12 protein-coding genes and 1 pseudogene are annotated in these 15,316 nt (G+C 69.2%); 6 read left to right on the forward strand and 7 right to left on the reverse strand.

Annotated elements, in window-relative coordinates; genetic code table 11:
- Nucleotides 1-5 precede the first annotated feature (5 nt).
- A complete protein-coding gene (locus ABNF93_RS16670; protein WP_349328989.1) occupies nt 6-761 on the reverse strand; it encodes an MBL fold metallo-hydrolase in 756 nt (251 codons plus the stop codon).
- Nucleotides 762-862: 101 nt separating this feature from the next.
- Here ABNF93_RS16670 and ABNF93_RS16675 point away from each other — a divergent pair, with 101 nt between their 5' ends.
- A complete protein-coding gene (locus ABNF93_RS16675) occupies nt 863-1,075 on the forward strand; it encodes a hypothetical protein (protein ID WP_349328990.1) in 213 nt (70 codons plus the stop codon).
- On the opposite strand, the gene ABNF93_RS16680 is transcribed toward ABNF93_RS16675, so the two are convergent.
- Nucleotides 1,056-2,621: an HNH endonuclease signature motif containing protein gene (locus ABNF93_RS16680; RefSeq protein ID WP_349328991.1), complete on the reverse strand. Its 1,566-nt coding sequence runs from the start codon at nt 2,619-2,621 to the stop codon at nt 1,056-1,058. The two genes, ABNF93_RS16675 and ABNF93_RS16680, sit on opposite strands and share 20 nt — an antisense overlap.
- A gap of 197 nt (nt 2,622-2,818) precedes the next feature.
- Here ABNF93_RS16680 and ABNF93_RS16685 point away from each other — a divergent pair, with 197 nt between their 5' ends.
- The 5 genes from ABNF93_RS16685 to ABNF93_RS16705 all read left to right on the forward strand — a co-directional run bounded on the left by ABNF93_RS16685 (nt 2,819) and on the right by ABNF93_RS16705 (nt 8,617).
- Nucleotides 2,819-4,468 (forward strand): LuxR C-terminal-related transcriptional regulator, encoded by a 1,650-nt coding sequence (locus ABNF93_RS16685; protein ID WP_349328992.1) that lies wholly within the window; start codon nt 2,819-2,821, stop codon nt 4,466-4,468.
- 126 nt (nt 4,469-4,594) lie between these two features.
- Nucleotides 4,595-5,797: an NAD(P)/FAD-dependent oxidoreductase gene (locus ABNF93_RS16690; protein ID WP_349328993.1), complete on the forward strand. Its 1,203-nt coding sequence runs from the start codon at nt 4,595-4,597 to the stop codon at nt 5,795-5,797.
- Nucleotides 5,798-5,937: 140 nt separating this feature from the next.
- Entirely contained in the window at nt 5,938-7,047 is a 1,110-nt protein-coding gene (locus ABNF93_RS16695; RefSeq protein WP_349328994.1) for an amidohydrolase family protein, read from the forward strand.
- A 33-nt stretch (nt 7,048-7,080) separates the two neighbouring features.
- A complete protein-coding gene (locus ABNF93_RS16700) occupies nt 7,081-8,181 on the forward strand; it encodes an amidohydrolase family protein (RefSeq protein ID WP_349328995.1) in 1,101 nt (366 codons plus the stop codon).
- Nucleotides 8,182-8,194: 13 nt separating this feature from the next.
- Entirely contained in the window at nt 8,195-8,617 is a 423-nt protein-coding gene (locus ABNF93_RS16705; protein WP_349328996.1) for a Rieske (2Fe-2S) protein, read from the forward strand.
- A 30-nt stretch (nt 8,618-8,647) separates the two neighbouring features.
- On the opposite strand, the gene ligD is transcribed toward ABNF93_RS16705, so the two are convergent.
- The 5 genes and pseudogenes from ligD to ABNF93_RS16730 form a co-directional block, all read right to left on the reverse strand.
- Nucleotides 8,648-9,883 carry a non-homologous end-joining DNA ligase gene (ligD, locus tag ABNF93_RS16710; protein WP_349328997.1) on the reverse strand — a complete coding sequence of 412 codons (1,236 nt, stop codon included), beginning with the start codon at nt 9,881-9,883 and terminating at the stop codon, nt 8,648-8,650.
- 4 nt (nt 9,884-9,887) lie between these two features.
- A pseudogene (locus ABNF93_RS16715) lies at nt 9,888-11,146 on the reverse strand (RNA polymerase sigma factor).
- 18 nt (nt 11,147-11,164) lie between these two features.
- Nucleotides 11,165-11,527, reverse strand: a complete 363-nt coding sequence (locus ABNF93_RS16720) for a YciI family protein (RefSeq protein WP_349328998.1) — start codon at nt 11,525-11,527, stop codon at nt 11,165-11,167.
- Between the two features lie 125 nt (nt 11,528-11,652).
- Nucleotides 11,653-12,150: a cupin domain-containing protein gene (locus ABNF93_RS16725; protein WP_349328999.1), complete on the reverse strand. Its 498-nt coding sequence runs from the start codon at nt 12,148-12,150 to the stop codon at nt 11,653-11,655.
- A 3-nt stretch (nt 12,151-12,153) separates the two neighbouring features.
- Nucleotides 12,154-15,225 (reverse strand): DUF5722 domain-containing protein, encoded by a 3,072-nt coding sequence (locus tag ABNF93_RS16730; protein WP_349329000.1) that lies wholly within the window; start codon nt 15,223-15,225, stop codon nt 12,154-12,156.
- Nucleotides 15,226-15,316 lie beyond the last annotated feature (91 nt).

Consider the following 15,316-nt stretch of genomic DNA (forward strand, 5'->3'; position numbering starts at 1 on the left):
TAGCCCTAGCCGCTCTGCCGCGGGACGTCGAGTGTCAGCCCTGGGCGCGCGACGTCGATCGGACCGCCGAACCCGTCGCGGGCCGCTCGGAGGGCAGCGTCCGGGTCCGTTTCGGGCACCAGATGAGTCAGGACGAGCCGCCCGACGCCCGCCTCCGCCGCCTGGAGCGCCGCCTGCCGCGCACTGGTGAGGTAGGCGGCGGAGTCCTCCGGCACCTCCTCGGCGTACGACGCGTCGGCGATCAGCACGTCACTGCCCGCGGCGAGTTCGGCGACCAACGGGCTGGGACCGGTGTCGCCGGTGTAGGTGGCGGTCGCTCCGTCGGCGCGTATCCGGAGACCCGCGTTGGGCACATAGTGCGGGAGGAGCATCGTCTCGATCCCGAACGGCCCCACCTCGAACGCCTCACCTGCGGCGAACTCCTGCAGGTCGTACGCCTCATCAAGCATTCCGGGACGGTCGAGCGCGAGGACGGCGTCCAGCGCACCTGGCAACGTGTGGACAGGGAGAGCGGGTGCGGGGTCGTCCCGCAGCGCCCGCGCGCGGAGCAGCGGGTTGAGGTCGGCGCAGTGGTCGGGGTGTTTGTGGGTGACGGCGACCGCGTCGATGCGTTCGGCCGGTACCAGCTCCAGCAGCCTTGGCAGGGTCGCGTAGCCGGGATCGACGAGCAACAGGAACCCGTCATGGTCGAGGAGGTAGCCGCTGCACGCCAGCCCGGCCGCCGGCCAGGCCCCGCATCCGCCGAGCACGGTGATCTTCATCCGTCCAGTCTGCCAAGTGCCACCCCCACGCCCAGCGAGGAGTGGGATGGCTCGATACCGACATCCGATCCCCTCCCGGTTGTCGAGCTCGGCTGAACGAGTTGCGGGACCGCGGCGAGGCGGAGGGTGCCTACGCCTCGCTGGAGGGCCAGCTGACGACGATCGAGGCGGCGGTCGAGGACGGCAAGCCGTCTCGCGAACTCGTCGATGCGTTCCGCAGAACCGTCGCCGGACACCGGGGCGATGGCATCAATGAATCCGCGACCAGGATCCTCGATGACCTCGCCCAGCGCCTCATCGCCCGGCTGTCGTAGCGGCCGAATCTGCTGGCAGTGCGCCGGGTGGTGGTTCGGGTTGGATGGTGTAGGTGTGGCCGAGTGGACTTTGGGCGGTGAGGTGGTCGGGTCGGTTGTGGGTCCACCACCAGCCGGCTTGGTGTTTGGCGCGGTGATGTCGCCGGCATAGCGGTGCGAGGTTGCAGGCGCAGGAGGGTCCGCCCAATCGGTGTTCGATCGTGTGGTCCAGGTCGCACTGGGTGGCTGTTCTGGAGCAGCCGGGTTGGGCGCAGGTGCGGTGCATCGCTTCGATGAACCGGCGTTGGGCGGCGGTGGGTTTGTAGCGGCGGCTGCTGGCCTGGTGGTAGACGACTTCGCCGTCGAGGGTGACGGTGCGGCAGTATTCGAACCCGCCGGCGGCGGCGTCCTTGATGTCGTCGATCACCGCGGGGGTGATAGCACCGAGTCCGGCGAGTTCGCCTGCGCGGGAGCCCAGCCGAAGCCAGGTTTCCAGCTCGGCGACGAGTTCGACCTTCGCCACCAGCCATTCATCACCTGTCCCGGCGCACACACCGGCATCACCCGGATCGTCCAGATCAACATCGGTGTCCCCGCCGCCCCAACCTGCCCCAGCGCCGGGAGAAGCGGCCGCATCAGCACCGGTGCGCCTGCCGGAGGAGCCGGCGGGTGGCGGGTCAGCACTACAACGCGGATCGGCACTACTTGTCGGGTCGGCGGACGTGGTCGGGTCGGCGGACGTGGTCGTATCGGCGTCGGCGGTGGCTGCGGGGTCGAGGTTGGCGGTGGGGTGGCGGCCGCGGAGCAGGTCGAGGAACACATCAGCCTCGATCTGGGCCAACGTCCTGACGTCTCCGGCTCGTTTGATTCGTCTGGCGTGGGTCTTGATGAACACCCTGGCCGCCGCCGTCCCCGCCATCGGAAGATCCAGACCAGCGATACTCCCCGTCCCGTCCGGGTTCGCACCGAACCCGACCCGCCTACCCTGCTGCGCCTCCCGCCGACGCTCCTCCGCACCCGCCGGGTCCAACTCCAGCACCTTCCGCCGCAACCGCCGCACCACCTGCGCCCGAGTCAAGCCCACGCCGGACGCCGCATCCGCGGCAAGAATGAACTCCTCCGCCTGACCCGCCAACTCCGGCGCCAGACAACACGTTTCCTCGACGATCGCCCGCGCCTTACCCAGACTGATCGTCCCTGCCGACAGCGCCGCGCGAGTCGCGGGAAGTCGCTCGGTCAGCTCGAAGGCGAAAGACAGTTCACGATCAGCCGACCCCGGCGACAGACACAACGCCGCACCCACCTCCGCAGACGCGAACTCACCAAACGACGCGTTCAATCCGGGCGGCGAGTCCGGCTCACACGCAGGCGACCGCGCCACATATGCCATCGCCCCATACAACTGCGCACTCGCCCAGGACACCTGCCGCTCCCACGCCCGCATCACCAACACACGCGCATGACCATTCACCGCAGCCAGATCCACCCGCGCCAACAGCACACCAAGCTCAGGACCCGGCACAGCCGAAGCCAACACCGAGAAATCCACACCCCCGAAATCGAACATAGCAGCGATTCTATCAGATGCTCATTCCGTACGCAGGCGTCAAATCCCTTGCCAGCAAGGAAAATCGCTTCCTTCAGGCTGACCATGCCGCGGCACCGTCATATCTTGCACCTGGAATCGCCCAGGCGACGTTCGCCATCCGATCGTCATCCGCACAGTCTGCGGGAGCGCCCGCCCTGTCGTGCCATCATCATGGGGTGAGCTCGGTTCTGATCGACCAGGGAGTTGCGGCCCTCCGTGCAGGCGACACGGTGACCGCCCGTTCTGCGTTCGAACTCGCCCTGGCCGACACCGAGTCCGGTGCGGCCCTCGAGGGTCTGGCCGAGGCGCTGTACTGGCAGCGGGACTACTCTGCCGCCGCGGCGCACTACGAGCGGGCGTACGCCGCCCACCGTCGGGAAGGCAACAGCATGGCCGCCGGGCTCGCTGCCCGCACGGCCGGCTGGATCCGCGGCTATGTCCTGGGTGACTGGGCTGTGGGGAGTGGGTGGTTCGCCCGGGCCCGCACCATCTTCACCGAAGCGCGCGAGGATGGCCCCGAGCACGGATGGGTCCTGCTCATCGACGCCTACTCAGAACCAGACGTCCAGGTACGCGAGGACCTGCTGCGCGAGGCGGTCACCATCGGACGGCGATTCGGCGACCCCGACATCGAGTTCGAGGCGTTGGTATGCCTCGGCTGCGTCCTCGTCATGACCGATCGCGTCACCGAGGGTCTGACCCTCTGCGACGAGGGCCTGGCCGCGGCCTGCGCGGGCGAACTGACCGACCTCGCCACGGTCGAGGCGATCTTCTGCCGGTTCTTCTGGATGTGCGAACTGGTGAACGACGTCCCGCGGGCGGACCAGTGGGTACGCGCGGCCGCGGAACACCTGCGGCGGAGCAATGTCGTCGCGGCGCTCTGTCGCGCTCACTACGGCGGCATTCTCACCGCGGCTGGACGCTGGGAGGAGGCGGAGGCTGAGCTCGTCGAGTCCGCCCGGTGCTTCGCCCGAGGGATGTCGGACCGGCGCGCGTTCTCGCTCATCCGCCTCGCCGAGCTTCGCCTACGGCAGGGGGATCTCGAGCAGGCCGCTCTGCTCCTGGACGGGCTCGACACCCATCCGGACGCGGTTCGCACCCTTGCCGCCCTCCACCTCGCCAAGGGGGAGACGGCGTTGGCCCGGGACCTTCTCGAGCGGTGCACCGCCGGCGCCGACGACGCGGTCCCGACCGCCGGCGAGACGACTCTGATAGGCCCGCTGCTCGCCCTCCTCGTCGAAGTCCACCTCGACCAGGGCGACCTCGACGCCGCCGAGCGCGTGGCCCAACGCCTGGACCGCATCGCCGGGCTGCAACACATGCCGTACCTACGGGCGGTGGCAGCGCTGGCGAAGGGACGGATCTGCGTAGCTCGCGGGGATTCGGACGCCCGCGGCTGCCTGCACTCCGCGTTGCAGGACTTCACGCGGGCTCAGCTGCCGATGGAGCTGGCCGAGACCCGGCTGGAGATGGCCCGGGCACTCGCGACACAGTCCCCCGAGGTCGCGATCGCGGCCGCCAAGGCGGCGCTCGACGACTTCGAGCGCCTCAAGGCCGCCCGGCATGCCGACGCCGCCGGGGCGCTTCTGCGTTCGCTCGGCGCGCCCGTCCGCACGGGGCCGAAGGGTTTCGGCACGCTGACAAGGCGCGAGTCCGAGGTCCTCCACCTGCTCGGCGCAGGGTTGTCCAACGCCGAGATCGGCGATCGGCTCTTCATCACCCGCAAGACCGTCGAACACCACGTGGGCAACCTGCTGGCGAAGCTTGGCCTGCGCAACCGGGCCGAGGCGGCCGCCCACGTCACGAGGGGAAATCCCCGCCGCTAGATGGCCAGTTTCAAGGGGAGTCAGGCGACTCCCCGTGGAATTGGTGCTCTAGATAGGGGAGTTCCCCGATACTCCGGACGTCCGGTGGCCGCACGCTGCTCCTTGTACCCGACGAAGGAGCCGGACGTGACCAAGAACGTGTACGACGCGATTGTGGTGGGGGCGCGCTGCGCGGGCTCGCCCACCGCCATGCTGCTGGCCAGGGAGGGTTACCGGGTCCTTGTCGTCGACCGGGCGACCTTTCCCAGTGACACGATCTCGACCCATCTGGTCCACCCACCGGGCGTGGCGGCACTGCGCAGGTGGGGACTGCTCGAGCAGGTCAAGGGGACGGGATGCCCGCCGATCCACACGTACGCGTTCGACCTCGGGCCGTTCACGATCGCCGGGAGCCCCGGGACCGACGCTGAGCCGGTGTCGTACTGTCCTCGGCGGACGGTGCTGGACAAGCTGCTCGTCGATGCTGCAGCCGCGGCGGGAGCCGAGATTCGGGAGGGCTTCACCGTCTCCGACGTCGTGGTCGAGAACGGTCGGGTGACGGGAATTCAGGGGCACACCCGCAACGGTCCGACCATGACCGAACACGCGCGCGTGGTCGTCGGAGCCGACGGTTGGCAGTCCGTCGTCGCCAAGGCGGTCCAGACCGACCAGTACCACGACCAACCCCGGTTGCAGTCCAGCTACTACACGTACTTCAGCGGCCTGCCGATGGACGGCCGGTTCGAGGTCTACCTTCGCCCGGAGCGGGGCTTTGCCGCGATCCCCACGAACGACGACCTCACCCTGGTCATCGCCGGCTGGCCGTACGCGGAGTTCGAAGCAAACAAGACCGACATCGAGGGCAACTACCACAAGACGTTCGCACTGGTGCCGGCCTTCGTCGAGCGGATCCGTGCCGCCCGTCGCGAGGCGCGTTTCGTCGGCATGGCCCTGCCGAATTTCTTCCGCAGGCCGTTCGGCCCCGGCTGGGCGCTCGTCGGTGATGCCGGCTACAACAAGGACTTCATCACGGCCCAGGGGATCAGCGACGCTTTCCGAGACGCAGAGCTGTGCGTGAGCGCGATAGCCGAGGCGTTCTCCGGCGTGTGCTCCTTCGAGGTCGCGATGGTGCGCTACCAGTCCGCCCGCGACCAGCGCGCCCTGCCGATGTACGAGTTCACCACCCAGCTCGCCAAGCTGGAGCCCCCGCCGCCGGAGATGGCGCAGCTGCTCGGCGCCATCCAGGGCAACCGCGAGGCGATGGACGCGTTCGTTCGGGTGAACGCGGGGGTGACGTCGCCGGTTGAGTTCTTCTCCGAGGAGAATGTCGGGCGAATCCTCTCGGCGTGAGCGTGTCCGCATCTGTACGAACCCTTGACGTCGCGCGACGCGCATACCTACGTTCGTCGCATCGTGGAATTTCCGTTCCACGCAGCGCGCGACATCCGCACCGGTTCTCGCGTCCGGCACGGAAAGACAAGGGTGGCGGCATGCTCGACACAGGCGAGGCGAGCGACACGACACTCCCCCGCCGGCCGGACCGATGGCGCGACGCGGATCTCATCGACTGCGACGTCCATCTCCCCGTCCCGTCGTTCGACCAGCTCGAGCGCCATCTCGACCAGCGCTGGCGCGACTACATGACGGAGAGCGGTGTTCGTGCCGTCAACCCGCCGCTGTATCCGCCGAACGCGCCACTTTCCCACCACCCTGGAATCGTGGCCATACCCCCGTCCTCCACGGCGACCGCTGGCCTCGATGTCCTTCGTACGTACGTCTTCGACCACTGGCAGGCGAGTCACGCGGTCACCCACTGCGGCATCGAGATCTCCGCCATCCACAACGACGACTGGGCTCTCGCGATGGCGCGCGCGGTCAACGACTGGCAGGTCGCGGAGTGGCTCGACCAGGAACCACGCCTGCGCGCTTCACTCGTCGTACCGCCGCAGAATCCGGAGTTCGCGGCACAGGAGATCGACCGGCTCGGCGACCATCCGGGCTTCGTCCAGGTCCTGCTCCCCGTGCGCACGGAGGCGCCGTTGGGCAGACGACGCTACTGGCCGATCTACCAGGCCGCCGAACGTCACGACCTGGCCGTCGGCATCCACGCCGGCGGGGTGAGCGGCAATCCGATCACACCCGTCGGCTGGCCGTCGTACTACCTCGAGGACTACGTAAGCATTGCCCAGGCGTTCCAGGCCCAGGTCGTGAGCCTGGTCAGCGAAGGGGTTTTCACCACCCACCCGCGCCTTCGGGTGGTGCTCATCGAGGGCGGCTTCACCTGGCTGCCCGCCCTGATGTGGCGCTTCGACAAGAACTGGAAGGGCCTGCGGCGGGAGATCCCCTGGGTCGACCAGCCCCCGTCGGAGATCATCCGCAGGCACATCCGGCTCACCACGCAGCCACTCGACGAACCGTCCGACTCGCGCCAGCTCGTCGAGACCATCGAACAGCTCGGCGACGACGCGATGCTGCTGTTCGCGACCGACTACCCGCACTGGCAGTACGACTCCGGCGAAGGACTTCTCCCCACCGGACTCCGCGACGATCTCGAACGCGCGATCCTCGCCGCCAACGCCCGCGCCACCTACCGGTTCTGACAAAGCGACGTCAGACAGTACGGAGTACGCCGCATGGCCGCCACCACGCCGATGGCCCCGACCCGCACCACCGCGAAGCGGACCCGGCCACCGATCGTCGACTGCGACATCCACAACGCCGTCTGGCCGGGCGCGCTCGATGCGTACCTGCCGAAGCGGTGGCGCCGCCACGGCGCTCTCTTCGGCTCGCGTACGCACCAGGGATCGCTGTATCCGAAGGGAAGTCCCGCCGCCGCGCGCCATGACGCCTGGCCACCGTCGGGCCGTCCGGCGGGCGGCGACCTGGACTTCATGCGCCAACAGCTCCTTGACGCCGAGGGCATCTCCTACGGCATCCTCAACTGCCTCAGCGCCGCCGGCACCCAGCTCAACGCCGACTACTCCGCGGCACTGTCCCGCGCCGTCAACGAATGGCAGATCGTCGAGTGGCTCGACAAGGAGCCGCGGCTGCGCGCCGGCGTCGCGATCCCCTACGAGGACGCCGACCTCGCGGTCACCGAGATCGACCGGTTCGCCGACCATCCCGGTTTCGTCCAGGTCCTGCTGGTCGCGCGCAGTGCCGAACCGCTCGGCCGCCGGAAGTACTGGAAGATCTACGAGGCGGCCGAGCGGCACGGCCTTCCGGTCGGCATCCACTTCGGCGGCGGCACCCGCGGAGTTCCGGTCACGGCCTCCGGCTGGCCGTCGTACTACATCGAGGACCACACCGACATGGCGCAGGCGTTCCAGGCACACGTCGTGAGCCTTGTCTGTGAAGGGGTTTTCGAGCGTTTCCCGCGACTGCGGGTCGTCCTGATCGAGGGCGGCTTCGCCTGGTTGCCGCCGCTGATGTGGCGCCTCGACAAGCACTGGCGGCGGCTGAAGGAGGAGGTGCCGCACCTGAAGCGGGCGCCGTCGGAGTACATCCGCGACCACATGTGGGTCACCACGCAGCCGATCGAGGAACCGCACGACCCACGCCACATCCTGCAGGTCTTCGACCACCTCGGCGGCACCGACCGGGTGATGTTCTCGACCGACTACCCGCACTGGGACTACGACGACCCGGACCGCGCGTTCCGGGTGCGGCTGCCTGAAGAGGACCGGCAGAAGATCTTCGCCGGCAACGCCAAGGCGTTGTACGGGCTGGCGTGAGGGACGGTCGACGATGCCGAGCTACGTCGTCGCGACCGTCGACGAGATCCCGCCGGGCGCCCGCAAGATCGTCACCGTGGCGAAGCGTTCGATCGGGGTGTTCAACGTCGACGGTGCCTACTACGCCCTGCGAAACCAGTGCCCCCACGAGGGCGGACCGCTGTGTGAAGGCGTCCTCTCCGGCCTCGTACGGTCGCCGCGACCGGGCACGTACGACTATCTCCGGCGCGGCGAGATCCTGCGGTGTCCGTGGCACGGTTGGGAGTTCGACGTCATGACCGGGCAGTCGTGGTTCGACCCGGCGAAGACGAGAGTCCAGTCCTACGACGCGACCGTGGAGACCCACGAGTCCCTCGCGGGATACGCGAAGGGCCCGTACGAAGCCGAGACCTACCGGGTCGAGGTCGACCGGGAGTACGTCGTCCTCCACCTGTGACCGGCCCGGGCGCCCAACGGACGGGGCCGCTCAGGCGTCGGTGCGCGAGCTGTCGGGTTGGGCCCAGGGAGTGTTGGCCCACGGGTCGTAGTCGACCTCGAGCGGTTCCTGCGGCGGGCGTTCACCCTCGGGTACGTGCTGGAGGTTGACGCGGATCCGGTACCACACCGAGCTCCGGCCGCGCATGCCGTCGACGAGGATGTCGGCGGGTTCGAGGTGGCCTACGACGAAGGGATGCCGAGACTTCCAGCGTTCCAGCCCGGAAAGGGCCTCGTCCTTCGTCTTCGCGCGCGCGATCTCGATCAGCGGCATCGTCGACTGGCGCCGGCCGACGCCTTTCGGAGGTTTCTCCGCCGGGCCCAGCCGGTCTGCGAGGGCGAGCAGCGCGTCGAGCGACCCGGACGAGTCCTCCATGCCCTTCCACGGGTCACCATGCTCGGCGTACCGCGCAAGCACGGTGGGCAGGGTGTAGTTCTCGGGACGGCAGTCCGGTACCTCCGCCCACGCGAGCGGTGTGGAGACCCGTGCGTCGGGTTTCGGTCGTACGGAGTAGGCCGACGCCACGGTCCGGTCCTTGGCGTTCTGGTTGAAGTCGACGAAGACGCCCTGGCGTTCCTCCTTCCACCACCGCGCGGTCGCGAGGTCGGGCGCGCGGTTCTCGACCTCGCGGGCGACGGTCTCGGCGGCCCTGCGTACGTCGCGAAAGGCCCATCGGGGTTCGATCCGCGCGTAGACGTGGAAGCCGCGGGAGCCCGAGGTCTTCGGCCAGGCGGTCAGGCCGTGGTCCTCGAGGACCTCCCTCGCGACGAGCGCGACGTCGATGATCTGGCGCCAGTCGACGCCGGGCACCGGGTCGAGGTCGATCCGCAGTTCGTCGGGATGGTCGAGGTCCTCCGCCCGCACCGGGTGGGGGTTGAGGTCGATGCAGCCGAGGTTCACCGCCCACGCCAGGCCGGCGGCGTCGCGGACGACGGCCTCGGCGGCGGACGTCCCGGAGCGGTAGTGCAACTCGGCGACCTCGATCCAGTCGGGCCGGTTGGCAGGTGCGCGCTTCTGGAAGAACCCCTCCTCGTCGATTCCCTTGACGAACCTTTTGAGGATCATCGGCCGGCCGTTGATGCCGCGCAGGGCACCGTCGGCGACGGCGAGGTAGTAGTTCACCAGGTCGAGCTTGGTGTGGCCGCCGACCGGAAAGACCATCTTGTCCGGGTTGGTGATGGTCACCTCGCGACCGGCGACCTCCAGAACCTGCGACGACTTCGCCATTCGCTCACGATAGAGCGGTTTTACCCGCCCGGGCGGCGCGGGCTGTGAGGTAGCGGCGTTCGGGAAGGCTCGTCGTACGACGGGCGGCAGTCGCGTAGTGCTCACTGGCGGCTTCGTGGTCGCCGGCCATCTCCAGCAGGTGCGCCCGCGCCGCGGAGAGCCGGTGATGCGTCGCGGTCCGCTCGTCGTCGTCCAGAGGTGCCAGGAGGTCGAGCCCGGCGCGCGGTCCGTGGACCATCGCGACCGCGACGGCGTGGCTCATGGTCACCACCGGGTTGGTCCCGCAGATGCGGGCGAGCAGGTCGTACAGCGCGACGATCTGGCGCCAGTCGGTGTCCTCGGCGCGCGCGGCCTCGTCGTGGACTGCGGCGATGGCGGCCTGGAGCTGGTAGGGACCGAGGGCGGTGCGCGACATCGCGTCGGTGACGAGCGCGGTCCCCTCTGCGATGGCCTCGCGGTCCCACTGGCTGCGGTCCTGTTCGGCGAGCGGGACCAGCTCGCCGTCGGAACCGGTGCGAGCGGGGCGCCGCGCGTCGGTGAGCAGCATGAGGGCGAGCAGTCCGGCGACCTCGCCGTCGGCGGGCAGGAGCCGACGCACCATGCGGGTGAGCCGGATCGCCTCGCCGGACAACTCGACGCGACAGGCGTCCGGGCCGGACGTCGCGGAGTAGCCCTCGTTGAAAATCAGATACAGCACGTGCAGCACCGCGCCGAGCCGCGCTGCGCGTTCGTGGGGCGGAGGAAGGCTGAACGGAACGCCGGAGGACCTGATGGTCCGCTTCGCCCGGCTGATCCGCTTGCCCATCGTCTGGTCGGGGACGAGGAACGCCCGCGCGATCTCCTCCGTGGTGAGGCCGCCGACGGCCCTCAGCGTGAGCGCGATCTGCGACGCGGGCGAGAGGGAGGGATGGCAGCACAGGAAGAGCAGGATCAGGGTGTCGTCGGCGTCGGCCGCCAGCCGCATGTGGCGGCCGGGGCGACGTAGGCCTCCAGCGGGACCCGCAGCCCCTCGGCGTCCTCCCGGCGCCGGCGCGCCTGGTCGCTGCGGAGCTGGTCGGTCAGCCGGCGCGCGGCGACCTGGATCAGCCACGCGCGCGGGCTGTCCGGCCGACCCTCGGCTGGCCACTGGACGGCGGCGGCGAGCAGCGCCTCCTGGACCGCGTCCTCGGCGGTGTCGAAGTGCCCGTAGCGCCGGACGACCGCGCCGAGGACCTGCGGCGCGAGGTCGCGCAGCAGGTCCTCGAGGCTGGTGTCGTACGCCATCGGATCGCCCGGCTTCGGTCAGGCCTCGAAGCCGTCGGGTGCCATCAACGGGCGCAGCTCCACGGTGTCCCCGATGGCGTCCACGATCCGGGCGGCGATCTCGAGGGCCCGGTCGTGGCTCTCCACGTCGACGATGCCGAAGCTGACCAGGACCTCCTTCACCTCTGCGTACGGGCCGTCGGTGGCGACCGGTCCGCTGTCCTGCTTCCGGACGGTCACGGTGTGGGACGGGTCGCCCAGGCCCTCGGTGGCGACGAACTCGCCGGACTCGCTGAGCTCCTTGCCCAACTGCGCGTAGAAGTCGCAGGCCTTCTGGACCTCTTCCGGCGTCGCGTTGGCCCAGCCCTCGGGGTTGGTGTAGGCCAGCATGATGTACTTCATGTCCTCGCTCCTCACGTTTGCGAACCCTCTCGGGCCCTTCTCGCCGGAGACGTCGGAGCGGGCGATCCGGCTTGGACATCCGGCCCCAGAAATTCTGCCGTACGACGCTGACGTACGGACCGGGCTCAGGACCCCTCGAGCCAGTAGTTGTCGTGGCGTAGGTAGAACTCGGCGCGTCCCTCGTCTGTGAGCGTCCGGCCCCGGGCGAGCTCCGCGAGGGTCTCGAAGTACTCCTCCCGGGGGGCACCCGGGGTGAAGAGCAGCAGCATCGACGCGGGCTCGCCGGCGACGTTCCGGAAGGCGTGGATGCCACCCGGAGGGACGTAGAGGAAGTCGCCCGCGGTCGCCTCGACCCACTGCTCTCCGTTGTAGAGCCGGACGGCTCCGTCGAGGATGTAGAACGACTCGGAGATCGTCTTGTGGAAGTGCGGTCCGGGTCCGCTTTCGTTCGGGCCGAAGTTCCAGCGGTAGAGCCCGAAGTCCCCGCCGGTCGACGCCCCGGTGGTGAGGTAGTCGACGGAGCCACCCGAGGTGTACGACAGCTCGGGTTCGTGGTCACGTGGCCGGAAGGTCGCGCTGACCTCTCCGGTCTCACCGGTGTAGCGAATCGGTGGGTAGGACATAGCTCAGTGAAGATACGCCACGTCGTCGACCTGGAACCGTGCTCCCCACGGCGCGTCGGTGCCGAGAGCGCGGAAGCCGATCTCGATCGCGGTGATCCGGCCACGGTGCGGCCAGTCGGCCACGTCGACGGTGAGGGCGTTCCACTGGTCCGGCTTGAACGAATCGAGCGTGCTGGTCAGCCGCTCCTCTCCGCTGACGAGGGTGAGCGTGGCTTCGTAGCCGGTCGCGCCGGGTGCACCGCCGTAGGCGTCGACCCAGGCGACGACACCGGTTGCCGCCGACAGATCCAGTGGGGTGGCGGGTGCGACGACGACGGTCTTCGCGGCCGACGCCGGCCCGGGCGTCGTGGTCGCCTCCAGTGCCCAGTCCCCGCCGTGCGGTGAGCCGGGTCCGTTGGCGAAGCTCTCCACCGTCGCCACGGAGTCGACGTTCTGCCCCGGGGCCCACCCGGCGGGGCCGTCCTCGAAGTCGTACACCGCTGTCGGAACGGGCGGGGGGACGGTGATGTGCAGCCGGAGCGTCGCATCCCCGTAGTCGAGGCAGATCGCGGGATGGTCGGCGTCGGCGGGTTCGAATGCTGTCACTTCGGTGTCGTACGTGCGACTCACGCCGGTCGCGAGGCCGGTGACGTCGAGCGCGGCCGGCTCCACCCCCACCCCATCGCACGCTGTCAAGCTCACCTTGCCTTCGAGCGGCTTGGCGTCGTTGCTGGTCACCGTGACCGAGAGGGTCGAGCCCACGCCGCTCCGGTCCGACAGTTCCGCCACCGCGTCGATGTTGCGCAGCGCCGACGCGGGTGCGACCTTGCGCGACACCGTCACGTGGTCGACGTCGAAGGAGCCGCGCCACTCGTCGTTGGTCGTTCCCCGCACCCAGACCTTGATCCGTCCGATGGCCGAGCGAGGGGCCCAGCCGGACAGGTCCAGCGACAGCGGGTTCCAGCCGCGCGCGGGATCGAGCCGGGCGAGACCATAGGCCACCTCACCGGTCGCGGAGTAGACCTGGATCTTGGCGTAGAACACGTTGCCGGGCTGGAAGTCGCCCGGCCCCGGCTCCGGCACCCGGACTCCGAGGTTCAGGTGCGGGGTGGCACGCGCGTCGACTGGCTCGGGGAGGACGACATCGGTTCCCTTCCAGGTCTTCGCCTCCCTCGACCACTCCCGCAGTTGGCTCGTGTTGTCGAACCGGACCCGCAGGGCGCGGTCTCCTTCGAAGCCGCCAGCGACCGACTCCACCGCCGAGGCGTTGTCGGACAGGCGCCAGCCGTCGACGCCGTCCTCGAAGTCGGCGATCACCGTTTCCTGCAACGGCTTCGCGGCGATCCTCGTGCCGACCTGGCGCGGCTCGGTCCGATCGGCCAGCTCGTCCGGATCGAAGCCGGGCACGACCTCGGCCCAGTCGTCGATCCCGATGACGTCCTTCGCGAAGTCGGTCACCTCGAGCGAGCGTGCGGTGTCGATTCCCTCGAAGACGTCGTAGCTCACCTTGTGCCGTCCGGGCATCGCTGGCTCTTCGCGTTCGTCGTCCCACGTCCACAGGCCCAACCGCAGGCCGCCCTCGTGCTGGTGGTCGACGTGGCGATGCAGGATGAACGCGTCGATGCTGTCGAGGAAGCGCACCTTGTAGTAGGCGTAGGCATAGCACGCGGCCTGCAGGCGTTCGGCTTCCAGCGAATCGCCAGGGGTGTGGCAACCCTGTTCGGACAGGATGATCCGCCGACTCGCGCCGGCGTAGCCGAGGTCGTCCCGGGCGAGGTAGTCGGGGAGCACCTCGATGTTCTTGAACGTGATCCGTGGCGTGTCGAAGCCGGGCAGGGCAGTCTCGTCGTCCCACACGGCGGGGTCGCCGAGGTTCTCGGGGTAGGGGTGGTGAGCGATGTCCCAGCCGACGTCGCCGGTGCGCTTGGTCAGGGAGTTCAACTGGTCGATGACGTCCTTGCCGGCGTAGAACCGGGTCGGGTTGGCCGGGTCGGGGTTCTCTCCGCAGACGATCGTCCAGCAGTGGGTGAGGGAGATGTAGGTACGCGCGCCGTTCCAGGACTTTCGCGTGGCCTGCCAGGCGATCCGGACCGCCTTGGCGTAGTAGCCGAGGAAGTCCTCGAGCGTCATGTCGCCGGCGTTCGCCCACACCCACTGGGCGTCCACCTCGTTGCCGACGATGTAGCCGACGGCGCGGCCGTACTTCTCGTCGTCACGGGTGTAGCGGTCGGCGAGGAACTCCATGGCCGCGGTGTAGTACCCCACACCCTCGGCGGTCTTGGTGTTGAACGCGAACACCGTGCCGGAGCTCACGTCGGCGTCCGGATGGCGCAGGACCGGCCAGGCCGACGTCGGATCGCTGTCCTGGTAGAGGATCAGGATCAGATTGACGAGCGAACCGTTGTCCGACAGGGGTTTGACCTGCCCGTCGAGCGTCGCTACGGCGTCGGCGTCGAAGAAGTACGAACGGCCGCCCGAAGAGAACTCGATCACCTTCGACGGGTCGTCGCCGGCGTCGATCCGCATGATCTCGTTGAACGCGACGTTGATGCCGGCGTGCTGCACGCCCAGTTCCTCGGCGTCGTCGGTCATCTCCACCTGCAGGCCCTTCTTGCTGGCGGCCCGCGGGTACGCGAAGTTCCGGGCGGGGGTGAAGTCGAGGGCGTCGACATGGCGCGGCTCCCCCAGGACCTGGGCAGCGTCGCCCTCGCCGGTGACGGCGACAAACTGGTCGTAGAGGCGGTCATGACCCGCACCGTCCACGCGCGGCAGCGAGGCGGTGAACGCGCCGTCAGCGCCGGACGTCACCGCCGCGACAGGATCGGCGCCCGGGTAACTCTCCGGATCGGCCTCCGTTCCCAGGGCGTAGATCCGCGCCTCGACCCCGGCCGCACCCGCGGAGCCCGCCACCTCCACGGTCGTGTCCTTCGCGACCACCAACGCGATGCCCGCCTCCGCCTTGGGTGACACCTCCGCGCCGACCGCGGACCCCGCCCAAGCGGACGTGGCCGCTGGAAGGGCGAGCAGCACACCGACGAGCAGCGCGACCGCCCGCCTGATCACACCCCGATCTGGTCGAGCCCCTCGTGCAGACATGACACGTCCTCCCCTTCGTCCGCCCGCGGCACCACGGGCCACCACGGGCCGCCACGGACACTGCGCCCCGACCGGCCATGTCCACTAGTAT

It is taken from the genome of Actinopolymorpha sp. B9G3 (assembly GCF_040120725.1).
GTDB lineage: Bacteria > Actinomycetota > Actinomycetes > Propionibacteriales > Actinopolymorphaceae > Thermasporomyces.

Coding starts and splice junctions, on each gene's coding strand:
- ABNF93_RS16725 (WP_349328999.1), bottom strand. CDS start 12,150: ATGTCCTACCCACCGATTCGCTACACCGGTGAGACCGGAGAGGTCAGC.
- ABNF93_RS16680 (WP_349328991.1), bottom strand. CDS start 2,621: ATGTTCGATTTCGGGGGTGTGGATTTCTCGGTGTTGGCTTCGGCTGTG.
- ligD (WP_349328997.1), bottom strand. CDS start 9,883: ATGGCGAAGTCGTCGCAGGTTCTGGAGGTCGCCGGTCGCGAGGTGACC.
- ABNF93_RS16730 (WP_349329000.1), bottom strand. CDS start 15,225: ATGTCTGCACGAGGGGCTCGACCAGATCGGGGTGTGATCAGGCGGGCG.
- ABNF93_RS16670 (WP_349328989.1), bottom strand. CDS start 761: ATGAAGATCACCGTGCTCGGCGGATGCGGGGCCTGGCCGGCGGCCGGG.
- ABNF93_RS16700 (WP_349328995.1), top strand. CDS start 7,081: ATGGCCGCCACCACGCCGATGGCCCCGACCCGCACCACCGCGAAGCGG.
- ABNF93_RS16705 (WP_349328996.1), top strand. CDS start 8,195: ATGCCGAGCTACGTCGTCGCGACCGTCGACGAGATCCCGCCGGGCGCC.
- ABNF93_RS16695 (WP_349328994.1), top strand. CDS start 5,938: ATGCTCGACACAGGCGAGGCGAGCGACACGACACTCCCCCGCCGGCCG.
- ABNF93_RS16720 (WP_349328998.1), bottom strand. CDS start 11,527: ATGAAGTACATCATGCTGGCCTACACCAACCCCGAGGGCTGGGCCAAC.